This is a genomic window from Exiguobacterium sp. E17S (assembly GCF_057772545.1).
In genome coordinates, this window is record NZ_JBYLRU010000004.1 from 155,703 (window position 1) to 172,327 (window position 16,625).

Here is a 16,625-nt window from a genome sequence, read left to right on the forward strand (position 1 = left end):
ATGGCAACGCAAACTCAAACAGACTTCATGGAAATCGTCAAAGGACGCCGTTCGATCCGTAACTACGATACAGACGTGAAGATCTCAAAAGAAGAAATGACACAAATTCTTGAAGAAGCAACACTCGCACCTTCTTCCGTCAACATGCAACCATGGCGTTTCCTCGTCATCGATAGCGAAGAAGGCAAAGCAACGCTTGCACCACTCGCGAAATTCAACCAAGTCCAAGTCGAGACATCTTCTGCTGTCATCGCCGTCTTCGGTGACATGAACGCTGTTGATCAACTCGAGAACATCTACGATACAGCTGTCGCAAAAGGGCTCATGCCACAAGAAGTACGCGATCGCCAAGTACCAGCGATCCAAGGGATGTACAGCAGCGTATCAGCAAACGACTTGAAAGACAGCATCTTGATTGACTCGGGTCTCGTCTCGATGCAATTGATGCTCGTCGCTCGTGCACACGGTTATGATACAAACCCAATCGGTGGTTACGAGAAAGATCAAATCGCGGAAGCATTCGGTCTTGAAAAAGATCGTTATGTACCGGTCATGTTGCTATCGATCGGTAAAGCGGTGGACGCTGGATATCCATCAGTTCGCCTACCAATCAACGACATCGCAGACTGGAAATAAGTTTTTTACACTATAAAAAAAGAAAACACACACAAGGGAGATTGAATAATTATGACTACTCAAACAACAACGGACTTCATGGAAATCGTCAAAGGACGCCGCTCGATTCGTAACTACGACACAAACGTAAAAATTTCAAAAGAAGAAATGACACAAATCCTTGAAGAAGCAACACTTGCACCTTCTTCAGTTAACATGCAACCATGGCGTTTCCTCGTCATCGATAGCGAAGAAGGCAAAGCAACACTCGCACCACTCGCGAAATTCAACCAAGTTCAAGTCGAGACATCTTCTGCTGTCATCGCCGTCTTCGGTGACATGAACGCGGTCGACAGCATCGAGACAATCTATGATATGGCTGTTGAAAAAGGGCTTATGCCGCAAGAAGTACGTGATCGCCAAGTACCAGCTATCAAAGGTTTCTACCGTCCAGAAGACGTTGAAACATTACGTGATAGCATCTTGATCGACTCAGGTCTCGTTTCAATGCAATTGATGCTCGTTGCTCGTGCACACGGTTACGATACAAACCCAATCGGTGGTTACGAAAAAGACCAAATCGCAGAAGCATTCGGTCTTGAAAAAGAACGTTATCTTCCAGTCATGCTGCTTTCAATCGGTAAAGCAGTCGACGCAGGATACCCATCAGTTCGTCTACCAATCGCTGACATCGCAGAGTGGAAATAAGCGATCTCACCTAGTCCGGATTCCTTTCACAGGAATCCGGCTTTTTTGTATACTCAAAGAAAAGGAGGCGTCTGTGATGTATGATGTGACGATTATCGGAGCCGGTGTGGCAGGAATTTTCCTCGCCCATCAGCTCGTTGAAGATGGACAACGCGTCCTAGTGCTCGATGCCGGAAAACCGATTCGCGAACGAACAGCAGAAGATGCGTATCTTGGATTCGCAGGGCTTGGCAAATCAGAAGGAAAGTTCAATTATGCGACGGGATTCGGCGGGGAACTCGTCTCAAAAATCGGTGAAGAGACGACACGACGACTGTTCCAAGAAGTCGATGATCTCTTATGTACATATGGTGGAGGTACAGTTGAGACCTATTCCACGCATTCCCCTACTGTAGCGTCTCGTGCCTGTCGCGCCGGTCTGCATACGGTCGAGACGACCGTCCGTCATTTAGGCACAGTACGGACCGCTGCCGTCTTCACGGCGTTTGAGGACGCCTTATTGCCACGACTCGATTCCCGGTTCGAAACGACCATCGAGCAGATCACAAAATCAGAGCCGTTTACGATCAAAACAGCGGACGAGATCTTCGTCAGTCAACGAATTGTGTTCGCGACAGGTCGTTCAGGTGCTGACTTTACGTTGCAACAGTTAGCGACGCTTGGCGTCACCCCACAGCGGACCCGACTCGATCTCGGGGTGCGAATTGAGACGGATGAGGGACTATTTCGGACATTGTTACAGGAGACGTTCGAGACGAAGCTCGGTTACGACTCGCCTTACGGTCAAGCCGTCACCTATTGCATGAATCCGCGCGGACGGATCATCCGCAAATATCAAGAAGGACTCGTCATGCCGGACGGCCAAAACGTCCACGAGACAGCAGACGGCTCAACGAATCTGAACTTTACACTATTTCTCCCGCGTTATTTTTCGACACTAGCGAAAGCGAATGCGTATGCCGCACGCATCATTGGCGGAATCAACCAAGGTGGTGATCGCATTCTCGTTCAGCGACTCAGTGATTTCCGAGCATCGCGAGCGACGACACACGATCAACTGATTCGTAACACCATTGTCCCTTCCCTAATCGCGTCTCCCGGTAATTTGCATGCAGAAGTGCCTGCAGAAGACCTGCTCGTCTTAGAAGGGTTTTTAGAGCGCCTTGAACAACTCCTTGAAGTGGAACTTCCGGGAGATACGTTGCTTTACGGATTAGATGGTAAGTTTTACGCACCGATGCTTGAGACGTCAGAGACGTTTGAGACGACATGTCCCGGTATCTATGCAATCGGGGATTGTTCCGGTGCGACACACTCGCTTGCCCAGGCAGCCGCTAGCGGACTCCATCTTGGACATGCCTTGACGCAAAACAGCCGATCGCTCTTCGCTTAAGCGGAGAATGACCGGCTTGTCTTATTTCTTGAATGCTTCGTACACTTTCAATTGTTTCCCTTTGACCTTCGTCGTCTTCATCGCCCGGAGGACAAGCGGACCTTTCCCGTTGAGGATATCGACATACGTCAACGTATCCTGAATCGAGATGATGCCGATGTCGTCTGCTGTGACGCCTTCAATCTTCGCAATCGTTCCAACGAAGTCGACGGCACGGAGTTTTTTCTTTTTCCCGCCGTTAAAGAACAATTTCATGATGTCCGCATCAAGCTGTTCCGTTTTCGAAGAACGCGTATCTTCCGTCGCCATCTTCTCTTCGAATGCATCCGCTGTTCGCATCAAGTCCTTTTCCGACGGTGCTTGGCGACGTGTCAGTTTCCCGTGATACTGCTCGATTTCCTTCAGGCGACGTTCGTCTGCCGGTGTGACGAGACTGATTGCTTGTCCTGCTGCTCCTGCCCGCCCCGTTCGACCGGTCCGGTGAACATAGCTTTCTCGTTCGACAGGGAGATCATACTGGATGACATGCGTGATGTTCTCGATATCGATGCCGCGTGCCGCGACATCTGTTGCAACGAGAATCCGGAACTTCCCGGCACGGAAGGCTTTCATCGCATCGAGTCGATCGTCTTGTTCCATCCCACCATGGATTGCTTCAACCGGATAGTCATGTGCGCGTAGACCATTCGCGACGAAATCAACGTGTTCTTTCGTCCGACAGAAGATCATGCAGCGATCCGGGTTTTCAGCGACCAGGACATCTTTCAAAATGGCGAACTTCGTCTTGTCCGTCACCGGAATATAACTATGCGTAATCGTTGAGACGACGGTCTCGCCCGCTTCGATTCGTTTTGGTGCCTCCATGTAACGGTCACTCAACTGTTCGATGTCTTCTGGGAAGGTCGCAGAGAACAATAGTGTCATCCGCTCCTTCGGTAACTCAGACAAGATGGCATCGACTTGATCGAGGAAGCCCATGTTCAGCATTTCGTCCGCTTCATCTAAAACGACGTAACGGACTTTCTCAAGCGATAACGTGCCCCGCTCGATATGATCGCGTACGCGTCCCGGTGTTCCGACGACGACGTGTGTCTTTTGCTTGAGCTCCGTGACTTGTCCACGGAACGGTTGCTTGCCGAAGACAGCTGTCGCTTTGATCCGCTTATAACGTCCGATGTTCATGATATCTTCTTTGACCTGCAAGGCTAGCTCACGTGTTGGCGTCAAGACTAAGACTTGTGGTTTGTTTTCTTCCCACTCGACGAGTTCACACAGTGGGATCGCAAACGATGCCGTCTTTCCGCTCCCCGTCCGTGATTTGACGATGACATCTTTTCCAGATAATACGACCGGAATGACGGATTGCTGGACTTCGGTTGGTGTCGTGTAACCGAGTTGCTCGATTGAATCGAGAATTGGTGTGCTTAAGTTAAAATCATTAAATTGTGTACGTGTCATAGAATGTCCTCATTTCTTATCGTAAAAAAAGCTTCCCACCGAAACGATGAGAAGCCCAACGAATTATTTGGATGCTACTTTATCTTTTTTGATTTGCTTACTACGTAATTGACCACATGCCGCATCGATGTCTGTTCCATGCTCGAGACGAACACCACAGTTCAAGCCGTTCTTTTTCAACGTATCGTAGAACGTCGTGATATCTTCAGACGTACTGCGCTGATATTGACCGTGCTCATCGACCGGGTTGTACGGAATCAAGTTGACATACGTCAGGTGACGTTTGTCTTCGAACAGTTTCGCAAGTTCGACTGCGTGTTCCTTTTGGTCGTTGACGCCACGAAGCAAGATGTACTCGATCGTGATTTTACGGTTCGTCGTTTGAACGTAATAATCGATCGCTGGCATCAATTTCTCAAGCGGGATCGCCCGGTTGATTTTCATGATTTGCGTACGCAATTCATTGTTTGGTGCGTGAAGCGAGATGGCTAAGTTGACTTGGAGTTTCAAGTCAGCGAACTTGTAGATCTTGTCTGCCAAACCACTTGTTGAAACCGTGATATGACGTGCACCGATCGCAAGACCATTGTGGTCCTTGATGACGTTCAAGAAGTCAACCATGTTGTCGAAGTTATCGAACGGTTCACCGATACCCATGACGACGACGTGGCTGACACGTTCTTCGTTACCGACTGCATCGAGGTGATGTTGAACGTTCATGATCTGCTCAACGATTTCGCCTGCTGACAAGTCGCGGCTCTTCTTGATAAGACCACTTGCACAGAAGCTACAGCCGATGTTACAGCCGACCTGTGTCGTAACACAGACAGAAAGACCGTATTTATGACGCATCAAAACCGTTTCAATCAAGTTGCCATCATATAATTTGAAAAGGAACTTGATTGTTCCGTCTGCTGATTCTTGCTTGACCGCTTCTGTCATCGAGTCAATCGTAAAACTCTGATCTAACAACTCAAGGCAATCCTTGTTGACATTCGTCATTTCCGCGAAAGTCGTGACACGTTTACGGTAGAGCCAATCCCATACTTGTTTGGCACGGAATGGTTTGTGCCCTTGATTCGATAACCATTCTGTCATCTGCTCAAGCGTTAATCCATAAATGGATGGTTTATTCATTTCGAAAGACCTCATTTCTTTTTCCAGAACTACAACATTCCTTTATCTTAGTAAAAATCAGCGCGTGACGCAACGTTCAAATCCTAAATGTTCACTTTCTGTAAAGTTTTTGCGCCACTTTTGATCAAATCGACAGACTCCGACGTCCGAATTGAACAACTGCTCCAGTCAAGAACACAAGACAGAGGACAAGTAAAAGAATGGAATGAAGAAGAAAATGATCCGTTCCTTCTAGTAATTGCGTCGTATTGAATAAGGAGAAGACGGATAGATAACGGAGCCACTCCGTCTTGTCACTTAGTTCCGACAGAATCGTCAAGACGATCGATAGGACAAGCACACTACCAGCAAGCGAAAAAGCACGACGTTCTTCGTCAAATAACGTCGCAACGAATAGCGTAAAGGCACCGATCGCGAAGAGTAACAATAGCGCATTGAGTTGAATCCGCCATAAGATGACGTCATTGATCGAAATATCTGTCATCCACCAGTCGGATACCATCAAGACAAGTCCATTCAGTCCTACGAGAACCATACTTGCGATACCCATGACGATCGCAACAGCAAACGTATACGCATTCCGGGTGATCGGGGCTGCTAGATAGACGATCAGCTCTCCATTGTCGATTGGTCGCGCAACGAGTCGCGCTGCTAATGAGAGCAAGAATAGACTCGCAATGACTTGAAAAATCAGTCCATAATAGTTTCCCCCGAGCAGATCCAGTACATTCTCGAACCCTGTCACCTTATCGTATTGAAATGCTTTTAAGACTTCCGGAGGTAACGCTTCTAGTTTTGCTTCTAGTAAACCGGTCTTCATCATCGATGGATAAAGCAACGCAAGCATCAATAAGTAGAGACTCGTTCCAATCGCATAAGCAAGCACGGGCTTTCTAACCTGCTTGAATAAAGAGCGGATCAGCAATATCACGACGATTCCTCCTCTCCATAATAATGCAAGAAGACCTGTTCTAAATCATCTGCTGACGGACGAATCAGCCGTACATCGTACTGCGTTAAATAAGCGATCGCCTGATTCAAGCTTAGCGTCTCATCCGTTTGAAAACTGACTTCTGTCCGCTTCGGTTCAACACCGACTTGCATCGCGAACTGTGCTGCTTCCACCTCCGTTCGGAAGACGATCGTGTACGTCTTTCGACTCGATCGAACCAACTCATGAATATCCGATTCGACGATGATGCGCCCTGTTTTGATTAAAGCCGCTCGATCGCACGATTTTTCCATCTCCGGAAAATGGTGTGAACTCATTAGAATCGCTTTTCCAGCATGCTTCTCCTGTTCGATCCACTCTAAAAAACGCTCTTGCATCAAAGGATCGAGTCCACTGGTCGGCTCATCAAGTAGATAGACGGGTGCATCCTTCATGAAGCAACCGACAAGTGCCAATTTTTGTTTCATCCCTTTTGACATCTTGCGGATTTTCGTCTTCGTCTCAAAAGGAAATCGTTTCAACAACAGTTGTCGCCGTGCCGGATCGCTACCGTGTAGTCGTTGCATCAAATCCAGCATGTCTGCTCCCGTCATGTCTCCAGGTAAACTAATCTCCCCTGGCAAATAACCGACCAATTTCTTCACTTCTTTACTTTGATTCCAGCAATCAAAACCACCGATCGTCGCCTTTCCACCATCCGCCGCCAGTAGTCCCATCAAATGTCGGAGTGTCGTTGATTTTCCAGATCCGTTTGGTCCGATGAAACCGAATATCGTACCCGGATCAACTGTAAAACTGACATCGAATATCCCACGCCCCGGCGCAAATTCCTTCGTCACATGCTCCAAACGGATCATCATCCGACCTCCCTATCTTTTATTTCTTTCCTCACTGTATTCATACCCGTTTTGAAGCAGTTTGTTCGGATCAAAGCGATAGATGACGAACCGCTCGTCATGATTTTTTTCATAGAGGTCTCGTAATCGAATCTCATCGATTTGCTCGAATAAGGTATGGCGCTCCAAGTACTCCCGGTATTCATCGGTCGGGTAATACAAGATGAGATCAACCGAACGCGGGGAACGTTCGACCGAACTTAAAATGTGATCGATCACTTTCATGAAAATTTGTGAAGAGAATGGATTAAAGAAATAAAACTTATTCGCCTCATCCGGAATGGTATACTGCTCGGCATACGTCTGTTCGAATCGCAAACTTCCGGAACGCCGCTTCCGTCGACCTTGGTAGTTCGCCATATTCCGAAGTGCGTCCTCGTAAAATTGTCCGTTCATCTCGATTCCGATGACGGAACAGTCAAAACGATCGTGTAAGTAAAAGTTTAAACGCCCTTTCCCACACCCGAAATCGATGACAGTATCCTCTTTTTGAAACGGATAGGTTTCGCATAATTCGCTGAGTGCCGCATAAGGCGTCGGTTCATAGCGATTGTAGTGACTAAACACACCATAAAGGTGTTGCATCTCAATGGTCTCAATTCGTAATCGTTGATCATATTCCTGTTCATTCATCGTCTTTTGTTCCTTCTTTCCGGCATTCTTTCCCTCATCGTACTATACTAAAGAAGTACGTTACTCGTTTTTTGAAAGGGGATTTTATGATGATCGTCGTTACGAACCGGATTAAAGTCAAAAAAGGGATGGCTGCAGCTCTCGCTCCTCGTTTTACGCGTCCAAGTGGACTTGATACGATGGACGGATTCATCCGTGTTGAGGTCTTATTGACGCAAAACATCGAAGAACACGATGAAATGAACGTCAACATGTACTGGGAAGATATGAAGAGTTTTCAAGCGTGGCGGGAGAGTGACGATTTCAAAGCGTCACATAGTCGACCTGCGAGTAGTGAGGCAGGAGAATCGCCAATGCTCGGCAGCGAGATTCTGACATATGAAGTCGCTTCGGTCAAAGAACGCGCATGATGCACGAAAAGGACTCGTATCGAGTCCTTTTTTATATACCTATACACAAATAGTGAAAGGGTCGAATTGTCACAAATGGTATTATTTGTTATCATAGTGCCATTACAGAGAGAGAGGGTCCTTCATGAATTCATTAACTATATTTGAACAAGCCATTCGTAGCTTACCTGACGATCGTACGTTACGACGTGATGAATTATGGACGGACGATTTTTTATTGCAACAGGAGAACGAGCTGACCGTCTATTACTCTCCGATTGGCGAATATGTCAATACTGAAGCAAAAGTCGTCATCATCGGGATCACACCAGGTTTTGAACAGATGCGAATCGCTTTCGAAGAAGCGACGGATGCCCTCCATCATGGTGTTTCATTAGAAGAGACGGCACGCCTCGTCAAATATACAGCAAGCTTTGCTGGAACGATGCGACGTAATCTCGTCCAGATGCTTGATACACTCGAGCTTCCAGCATTACTCGGAATTGAGACGGCTACTAGCTTATTCCATCAACATCAGAAATTATTGCATCCAACGTCACTGTTAAAGCAACCCGTCTTTTATCGCGAAAAGAATTACTCGGGTCATCAACCGAAAATTAGTCGTAGTCCTTTGTTAAAACATTACGCGGAAGAACACTTCGTCGCTGAGATCAATCAGTTACAAAAACCAGCGTTATTGATTCCACTCGGTCGGGTCGTCGAGACGCAAGTCCGTGGATTGATTCATGATGGACGAATCGAACAGCATCAGCTTCTTTCCGGCTTCCCTCACCCATCTGGCGCGAACGGTCATCGAAAAAAACAATTCGAGGAAAACCAAGCCTATTTGATGAAACAGCTCATTCAACATTTTGCTGAATAAACAACTTTATCTTAAATTATCAGAATATATGGTTGAATCGCTTCTGAAATACATGATAAAGTGTCCATAAGAACAGAATATGACTATTCTATCGATGAGGTAGAGGCGCGATTTCAATCAGTACTTGGTCCGAGGATGACAACGAAGACGACTACAGGAAAGGTGACATCGCCGAAATGACAGTATGTGTCGAGCATATCGTCGTTGGTCGATTCGGGAAACACCCGATCGATTGCCATACATAACAATTGTATGGAGCGCTCCAATTCGGCTAAGAAAGACGCATCCAGCGAGGGTGTCGGCTTTGTTGCCGGTGCCCTTGCTTTTTTTGTGCCGCGGGGTCTCATCTTTAAGCCATTTATTAAAGAGGAGGATATTTTTCATGGTCAACTATTCAGATTCCATTATTGCCCTTGTACCTGCTTTACTAGCTATCTTATTAGCCATCTTTACCCGAAAGGTCGTTCTTTCGTTAGGTGTCGGCATTCTCGTCGGTGCCCTGTTACTCCACCGTTTTAACCCGATCGATACGGTAACCTATCTCGGCAAGAATATCTTCAGCCTCTTTTGGGCGGACGGTGCCTTAAACGAGTGGAACGTCTTATTGCTTGTTTTCTTGTTATTGCTCGGCGTCCTTTCCACATTGATTCAGACATCAGGTGGCGCTCGCGCTTTCGGTGAATGGGCTTCTACGCACGTCAAGACAGCGCGTGGTGCACGCTTAGTTGCCTTTGGACTCGGTATCCTAATTTTCATCGATGATTACTTCAATAGTCTCGCTGTCGGCAACGTCAGTCGTCCGTTAACGGATCGCCGTGGTGTCTCACGTGCGAAGCTTGCCTATTTGATTGACTCAACAGCTGCGCCTGTTTGTGTCATCAGTCCGCTTTCGAGTTGGGGCGCATTCATCATCTCTATCATCGCCGGTATCTTAACGACGCACTCGATTACGGATTACTCAGCGTTTAGTGCCTTTATGATGATCGTTCCAATGAACTTCTATGCGATTTTCGCATTACTTTTAACACTTTACATCGCTTACTCTGGCGTCTCTGTTGGACCGATGAAACAGCATGAACGCCGTGCCGCGAATGGTGAACTTTTTGATGCGTCAAAAGGAACACCGATGGGAATGGCAAAAGAGGTCAACGAACATACGAACGGAAAAGTCCGGGATCTCGTCGTTCCAATCGTCGTTCTCGTCATTGCTACGATCAGTGCGTTACTCGGAACAGGTGCTCAGGCACTTGCAGCCGACAACCGCCCGTTTACTTTAATCGGTGCATTTGAGGCAACGGACGTCACCCGTTCCCTCGTCGCAGGTGTCGTCATTAGTTTGATCGTTGCCTTCCTGATGCTTATCGGTCGGAAAATTCCGGGCCGCGATTACCGTGCAAGTATTGTCGCTGGTATGCGTTCGATGTGGCCAGCAGTCGTGATTCTGTTATTCGCTTGGACGATCATCGCTGTCATCGGTGATATGAAAACCGGTGACTATCTCGCGAGCTTCGTCAGCAACTCGATTTCTGCTTCGTACTTGCCATTCTTATTATTCTTGATTGCCGGCTTGATGGCATTCTCAACAGGAACAAGTTGGGGCACATTCGGAATCATGTTGCCAATCGGTGCGGATCTCGTCATGGCTGTTGATGCCTCACTCTTGTTACCGACGCTTGCTGCTGTTCTTGCTGGATCTGTCTTCGGTGACCATTGTTCACCGATTTCCGATACGACAATCCTAAGTTCGACAGGGGCTGGATCCCATCACATCGATCACGTTACGACACAGTTACCGTATGCGCTAGTCGGTGCTGTTACTGCGGCAGTCGGTTATTTAGTCATCGGTTTCACCGAGTCTTCAGTCTTCGGTTTCATCGGAGCCTTAGTTACATTCGTACTCTTTGTCGTCGTTTTGAACGTTCTCTCAAAAAAAGGTGAAACTGCTTCTGATTTACAAACAGATTAATGTAACACTGTACGAGAAAAGGCATTGGATGCGCGCATCCAATGCCTTTTTTACATCTATTCGTTTCATACCATCAATAAACACACATCATTCGCGAACGCTACTGGATCCTCGAGTGGAAGCCCTTCGACAAGCAATGCTTGTTGATACATCAGTTTTGTATAGCGCTCGAATTTCGAACGATCGTTTTGATATGCCGTTTCAAGAGAGTGGAACACTGCGTGTGACGGATTCAATTCAAGAATCTTGACCGCTTCTACCCCTTCGTTATTCGGCATCGCCTTCAGGATTTTCTCCATCTCGATCGAGACGGCGCCGTCCGTCGCAAAACAGACGGGATGCGATTTGAGACGCGTTGAGGCTTTGACTTCCTTGACTTGTCCACTTAGCACTTCCTGCATAGCTTGGAACATCTCTGCTTGTGCGTCCGTCGTCTCCGCTTCTGCTGCTTCAATCCCTAAATCGCTGCTTGTGACCGACTTGAACGTCTTCTCGTTATACGTCACGAGCATCTGAATCGCGAACTCATCGATCTCTTCCGTGAAGTACAAGATATCATACCCTTTATCACGAACGAGCTCGGATTGTGGTAATTTATCCAGACGATTCGTACTCTCACCAGCAGCGTAATAGATATGTGCCTGATCTTCCGGCATCGCTGCGACGTATTCTGCGAGTGTGATCAACTTCTTCTCCTTGGCTGAGTAGAAGAGGACGAGGTCCTGCACCTGTTCTTTATGCATGCCGTAATCATTATACATACCGAACTTCAGCTGACGTCCGAACGCTTGATAGAACGTTTCGTACTTCGTACGATCCTCGCGCAGAAGTGCTTCGAGTTGTGTCTTGATCTTACTTTGGATGTTTTTCGCGATCAATTTCAATTGACGATCGTGCTGCAGTAACTCACGCGAGATGTTGAGCGATAAGTCTTCCGAGTCGACCATCCCTTTGACGAAACTGAAGTGATCCGGCAACAAGTCGCTGCATTTTTCCATGATCAAGACACCGTTGGCATAGAGTTCAAGACCCTTTTCAAATTCCTTCGAATAATAATCGTACGGCGCTTGCTCCGGAATGAATAAGATCGATTGATAACGAACAGCGCCGTCGACACTGATATGAATGTGTTTCGCCGGTGTGTCGAAACCATACCGCTTCTCTTGGTAGAAGTTCGTATAGTCTTCGTCTGTCAGTTCCCGTTTGTTCTTCCGCCAGATCGGCACCATGCTGTTGATCGTCTTGACGACTTCGACCTCTTCCGTCTCGTCACTGCCTTCGATCGGCTGACGTTCGAGTTCCTTCATCTCTATCGGATAACGAATGAAATCTGAGTATTTTTTGATGATACTGCGCAAGCGATACGTCTCGAGGTATTCGTCATACGATTCTTCTTCCTCGTTCGCCTTGATGTGGAGTGTAATCTCCGTTCCGACGGTTTCCTTGTCGATTTCCTCGATCGTATAACCTTCGACACCGCGCGATTCCCATTTATAAGCGACTGCACTGCCGAACGGTTTCGTAACGACAGTGACGACGTCTGCGACCATGAAGGCAGAATAGAATCCGACACCGAATTGTCCGATGATATCATGACCATCTTGTGCTTCATTCTCTGCCTTGAAGGCAAGCGATCCACTTTTTGCGATCGTACCGAGATTGTCTTCTAGTTCTTCCTTCGTCATTCCGATTCCCGTATCACGAATGATGAGTTGACGCGCTTCTTTATTTGGTTCGATCGTAATTTTGTAGTGTTCCTTTTCGAACGAAATCGTCTCGTCAGTCAATGCTTTATAGTACATCTTATCCATGGCGTCACTTGCATTCGAGATCAATTCGCGCAGGAAAATCTCCTTATGCGTATAGATGGAATGAATCATCATCTCCAGCAATCGTTTTGATTCCGCCTTAAATTGTTTCGTTTCCATGCTCATTCTGCCTCCCCTTTTTTAGCACTCAATCATATAGAGTGCTAATTCACCTCCTATTATTAGGGAGTTCGAAATATCTGTCAATCTCCTTTTGCACTGTATGTCGTAACTTTTTCAAGGACAATCATTCCAATTTGACGTAAGTGTTCTGCTGACCCGTAGGTGCCATGGCTAACGCCGTTTTCATCCTTTCGATTACCGAGACCGATGAACTGCTCACTCGGTTTGAAGTGGAGTCCGACGACGGGTACCTGAAATCGTGACGATAAGCCAACTTGAAAAATCGCGTCCGGATAATCCGTTGGTCGATAGGTTGTCCAATCGATATCTGGTTCGAGCTTCGCAAATCGTTCCGTGTGTTCCTTACCGAGCAGGATGATTCCTTTTATCGAAAACAGTTCAAGCAGGCGTAACAAAAATGTCTGACCGAATGGACTATCTTCCAACACGCTGCGTTCTTTGATCGCTCCCATGTAGTGGTGTGTCGGAAACGGGAAAAAATCCAAGTGAATGACCGGATCAAGCGTCTTCTCGTAAAACGACGCACCGAGTCCGTTCAAGAATCCTTCGAGCTTACCGCCACCTGGTCGACCGAACCAGGTCCGGTACACATTTGGTTGTTTGAAGTAACGATTGAAGCGTCGGATCGATTCCGTCAATGTCTCTTCTTGTAAATACGCATTCCATGTCATAGATTGTGGACGTATGAAAAGCGGACCATGCTCGTCAAATCGCAATGTACCTGTTCGGTCTAAAAACTGCGATCGAGATGGGTTCGTCGCGATCGTCACCCAACTGCTACGTGTCGCATCACCAAACCAGAGGACCGGTGTCGTTTGGTCGATCAATTCACTTGCGAATGCACTCTTCTCGAGTGTCATTTGGTACTGGACGGCTTCGTGTAATAATTTTTTGGCAAGTTGCCATTGATCGAATGTCAGCGTTCTCATCTCCCTCTATACAGCGATTGTGCTGTTGTAGATGTACCCCCTATCCTCTATTACTAGACGCATCGATGGGTTTAATCTCCATTTCTCCGGGAATGTTTCATAAGGTGAACGATACGACTTAGGAGGGATTTAACAATGGGTAGACTCGATCAAAAAGTAGCTGTCATTACCGGCTCGGCAACAGGGATTGGACAAGCGACTGCACTTGTCTTCGCAGAACAGGGAGCAACGGTCGTCTGTGCCGATGTCTCACTTAAAAAAGCACAACAAACAGTAGAACAGATTACACAACAAGGTGGGAAAGCGGAAGCCGTCCATGTCGATGTCTCAGACGTCGAGAGTGTCGAGCAACTTGCGAAGCACGTCAAAGAGACATACGGTACGATCGACATCCTCTTCAACAATGCCGGAATCGATGAACAAGGCGGGAAAGTCCACGAGTATCCAATCGATCTCTTCGACCGGATCATCGCGGTCGACTTGCGCGGTACATTCCTCGTCAGTAAATTCTTGATTCCACTCATGCTTGATAACGGTGGTTCAATCATCAATACGTCATCGATGTCTGGTCGCGCAGCTGACTTGAACCGATCCGGTTATAACGCAGCGAAAGGTGGGATTGCGAACTTCACGCGCGCGATGGCAATCGATTATGCGCGTCATGGCATTCGTGTCAATTCGTTATCACCAGGAACAATCGAAACACCACTCATCGATACACTTGTCGGTGAAAAAGAAAAAGAGCAAGGCAAACAGTTCCGCGATGCGAACGCTTGGATTACGCCACTCGGACGACTCGGTAAACCACGCGAGATGGCAACGGTCGCTCTCTTCCTCGCTTCTGACGACAGCTCATATGTCACAGGTGAAGATATCACAGCAGACGGTGGCATCATGGCTTATACATGGCCGGGAGAGATGTTGATTGATTCGAAGTGGAAAGACGAAGCAGAAAAAAGTGAATGAGCAAGGTACGGTGTAACCCTCTGGTTGCACCGTTTTCTTTTATCTCAAGACGTTCAGCTCCGTAAATTATTTTCCGAATTCGTTTACCTCCCTGAAGTATTTTTATCAGGGTACAGGATAGGTAAAGGGGGAAATACTTATGCAAACAGCAATTACTTACTTACAACGGTGTCTTCAAATTCCAAGCGTCAACCCGACGGACGGAGAGGAAGCCGTTGCACGTTATGTGTACGATGTACTAATTGATCATCACATCTCGACAGAATGGATCGAAGTCTCACCTAAACGGATTTGTCTTGTTGCGACCGTTCCTGCGAGTGAAGAGGTTTCACACCCTTCCGTACTCGGGCTATCTGGTCATCTCGATACGGTTCCTGTGCAAGGAGACGGCTGGACGAAAGATCCATACGGTGGTGAAATCGAAGACGGACGCATTTATGGTCGTGGGGCTTCGGATATGAAATCAGGTGTCATGGCGATGGTGCAAGCGCTCATTCAATACAAGGAACGTCAAAACCGTCCGAATACCGTCAAACTTCTGATTACATCCGATGAAGAGAATGGCATGACAGGAGCTCGTCATTTGACGGAACAAGGGCATGCGGATGATTTAGATGCTCTACTGATCACAGAACCGACGAGTGGGATGATCGGTTATGCACAAAAAGGGGTCGTCGGGATCGAAGTGACATGTCGCGGGAAAAGTGCACACAGCTCTGCCCCGCAACTCGGACGTAATGCGATTGATGACGTATATCGCATCATCCAAGAAGTGAAGTCGGAGCGTTTTTCGATCACGACGAATCATCACTCGGCACTTGGTCCGGTCGTTGCGTCGATCACCTCGATTTCAGGAGGCGAAGGACCAAACGTCGTTCCGAGTCAGGCTTCGTTTTATATGGACATCCGGACGATTCCGGGATTCGGTCGAGCGGACGTTCTTGCTGCCTTTACGGATATCGAGCGTCGACTTGTTGCAGAAGATCCTGACTTTGATATGAGCGTAACCGTCATCAAGGATATTCCTTCCTGTGAAACCGATGAACAAGCGCCTTTCTTGCAGCAGGTCGCAGATACGATGGAGCAGGTCAGCGGCGTGACACCACGAAAAATCGCGATTCCAGGTGGAACGGATGGTGCGATGTTCAGCCAAGCAAAAAAAGCCTTTCCAATCGCGATCGCTTCTTTCCATGATTTCCGTCTCGCACATCAAGTCGATGAATCGATTCTGTTATCCGAATATGAACAAACGATTGCGTTTTGCTTTAACTTGATCAACTCACCGCTACACCAACCACTTTCATCATACTAAACAAAAAAGGGACGACATTCGGGTGCAATACCCAAAGTCGTCCCTTTTACTTTTACTGTGTTTAGTTTAGTACACACCAAACTGTGCCAACGCCTCACTTAAATAACTTTGATCACTGCGAAACTGGTGACTCGTTTGTCCGTCAGACCAACTGATGAAGACACGACCAAGCCGGTCATAACGTAAGCGGAGACGTATCACGCCCTGTTCGAATACGACTTCACCGTGTAACGACTCATGGACGCGAGCAAAGTTACGGATGAACGCATCATATTGATTAAATGTAACTGAAAACTCGTGTGCACTATCTTGTCCCGTCATCTGAATCGTTAGTTCCTCTTGCTTTGGATATACGTGTAAGATGTCCCACGATATACTGTCTTCTTCTCCTCGAAACACGATGCGATGCTTCATTCGATTTCCTCCTTTATGTACA

At 47.3% G+C, this 16,625-nt stretch carries 16 protein-coding genes and 1 riboswitch; of the genes, 8 read left to right on the forward strand and 8 right to left on the reverse strand.

Annotated features, from left to right (window positions below; all coding sequences use genetic code 11):
• The 3 genes from AC3B4V_RS13180 (at position 1) to AC3B4V_RS13190 (ending at position 2,716) form a co-directional block, all read left to right on the forward strand.
• The gene (locus AC3B4V_RS13180) at positions 1 to 636 is read left to right on the forward strand and encodes a nitroreductase family protein (protein WP_023469789.1); all 636 of its coding nucleotides are present in this window, start codon (positions 1 to 3) and stop codon (positions 634 to 636) included.
• A 51-nt stretch (positions 637 to 687) separates the two neighbouring features.
• Positions 688 to 1,323: a nitroreductase family protein gene (locus AC3B4V_RS13185; protein WP_023469790.1), complete on the forward strand. Its 636-nt coding sequence runs from the start codon at positions 688 to 690 to the stop codon at positions 1,321 to 1,323.
• 76 nt (positions 1,324 to 1,399) lie between these two features.
• Positions 1,400 to 2,716: an NAD(P)/FAD-dependent oxidoreductase gene (locus AC3B4V_RS13190; protein WP_488378674.1), complete on the forward strand. Its 1,317-nt coding sequence runs from the start codon at positions 1,400 to 1,402 to the stop codon at positions 2,714 to 2,716.
• A 21-nt stretch (positions 2,717 to 2,737) separates the two neighbouring features.
• Here AC3B4V_RS13190 and AC3B4V_RS13195 read toward each other — a convergent pair whose 3' ends face one another.
• From AC3B4V_RS13195 to AC3B4V_RS13215, 5 genes are all read right to left on the reverse strand, one after another.
• A complete protein-coding gene (locus AC3B4V_RS13195; RefSeq protein WP_488378675.1) occupies positions 2,738 to 4,174 on the reverse strand; it encodes a DEAD/DEAH box helicase in 1,437 nt (478 codons plus the stop codon).
• 63 nt (positions 4,175 to 4,237) lie between these two features.
• Positions 4,238 to 5,311 (reverse strand): dual-specificity RNA methyltransferase RlmN, encoded by a 1,074-nt coding sequence (gene rlmN / locus AC3B4V_RS13200; protein WP_023469793.1) that lies wholly within the window; start codon positions 5,309 to 5,311, stop codon positions 4,238 to 4,240.
• A 124-nt stretch (positions 5,312 to 5,435) separates the two neighbouring features.
• Positions 5,436 to 6,242 (reverse strand): ABC transporter permease subunit, encoded by an 807-nt coding sequence (locus AC3B4V_RS13205; protein WP_064300737.1) that lies wholly within the window; start codon positions 6,240 to 6,242, stop codon positions 5,436 to 5,438.
• Positions 6,239 to 7,123 (reverse strand): ABC transporter ATP-binding protein, encoded by an 885-nt coding sequence (locus AC3B4V_RS13210; RefSeq protein WP_231884720.1) that lies wholly within the window; start codon positions 7,121 to 7,123, stop codon positions 6,239 to 6,241. The genes AC3B4V_RS13205 and AC3B4V_RS13210 overlap by 4 nt, the downstream gene beginning before the upstream one ends.
• Before the next feature lie 9 nt (positions 7,124 to 7,132).
• Positions 7,133 to 7,792, reverse strand: coding sequence for a methyltransferase (locus tag AC3B4V_RS13215; protein ID WP_488378676.1), 660 nt, complete (start codon positions 7,790 to 7,792; stop codon positions 7,133 to 7,135).
• Between the two features lie 89 nt (positions 7,793 to 7,881).
• Between AC3B4V_RS13215 and AC3B4V_RS13220 the strand changes: the two genes are divergently transcribed.
• The 3 genes from AC3B4V_RS13220 (at position 7,882) to AC3B4V_RS13230 (ending at position 11,030) form a co-directional block, all read left to right on the forward strand.
• Entirely contained in the window at positions 7,882 to 8,202 is a 321-nt protein-coding gene (locus AC3B4V_RS13220) for a heme oxygenase (RefSeq protein ID WP_023469797.1), read from the forward strand.
• A 124-nt stretch (positions 8,203 to 8,326) separates the two neighbouring features.
• The gene (locus tag AC3B4V_RS13225; protein WP_347357177.1) at positions 8,327 to 9,064 is read left to right on the forward strand and encodes a uracil-DNA glycosylase family protein; all 738 of its coding nucleotides are present in this window, start codon (positions 8,327 to 8,329) and stop codon (positions 9,062 to 9,064) included.
• A gap of 92 nt (positions 9,065 to 9,156) precedes the next feature.
• Positions 9,157 to 9,335, forward strand: a riboswitch (Lysine riboswitch).
• Positions 9,336 to 9,446: 111 nt separating this feature from the next.
• Entirely contained in the window at positions 9,447 to 11,030 is a 1,584-nt protein-coding gene (locus tag AC3B4V_RS13230; RefSeq protein WP_214725178.1) for a Na+/H+ antiporter NhaC family protein, read from the forward strand.
• Positions 11,031 to 11,095: 65 nt separating this feature from the next.
• Here AC3B4V_RS13230 and htpG read toward each other — a convergent pair whose 3' ends face one another.
• The gene (htpG, locus tag AC3B4V_RS13235; RefSeq protein ID WP_290714303.1) at positions 11,096 to 12,958 is read right to left on the reverse strand and encodes a molecular chaperone HtpG; all 1,863 of its coding nucleotides are present in this window, start codon (positions 12,956 to 12,958) and stop codon (positions 11,096 to 11,098) included.
• Positions 12,959 to 13,041: 83 nt separating this feature from the next.
• A complete protein-coding gene (locus tag AC3B4V_RS13240) occupies positions 13,042 to 13,911 on the reverse strand; it encodes a PDZ domain-containing protein (RefSeq protein WP_488378677.1) in 870 nt (289 codons plus the stop codon).
• A gap of 135 nt (positions 13,912 to 14,046) precedes the next feature.
• On the opposite strand from AC3B4V_RS13240, the gene AC3B4V_RS13245 reads away from it, so the two are divergent.
• Together AC3B4V_RS13245 and AC3B4V_RS13250 are read left to right on the forward strand one after the other, a co-directional pair.
• Entirely contained in the window at positions 14,047 to 14,877 is an 831-nt protein-coding gene (locus AC3B4V_RS13245) for an SDR family oxidoreductase (protein ID WP_488378678.1), read from the forward strand.
• A 139-nt stretch (positions 14,878 to 15,016) separates the two neighbouring features.
• Positions 15,017 to 16,189: a M20 family metallopeptidase gene (locus tag AC3B4V_RS13250; protein WP_488378679.1), complete on the forward strand. Its 1,173-nt coding sequence runs from the start codon at positions 15,017 to 15,019 to the stop codon at positions 16,187 to 16,189.
• 66 nt (positions 16,190 to 16,255) lie between these two features.
• Here AC3B4V_RS13250 and AC3B4V_RS13255 read toward each other — a convergent pair whose 3' ends face one another.
• On the reverse strand, positions 16,256 to 16,603 hold the full coding sequence (locus AC3B4V_RS13255; RefSeq protein WP_488378680.1) for a hypothetical protein: 348 nt from the start codon (positions 16,601 to 16,603) through the stop codon (positions 16,256 to 16,258).
• Positions 16,604 to 16,625: the final 22 nt, after the last annotated feature.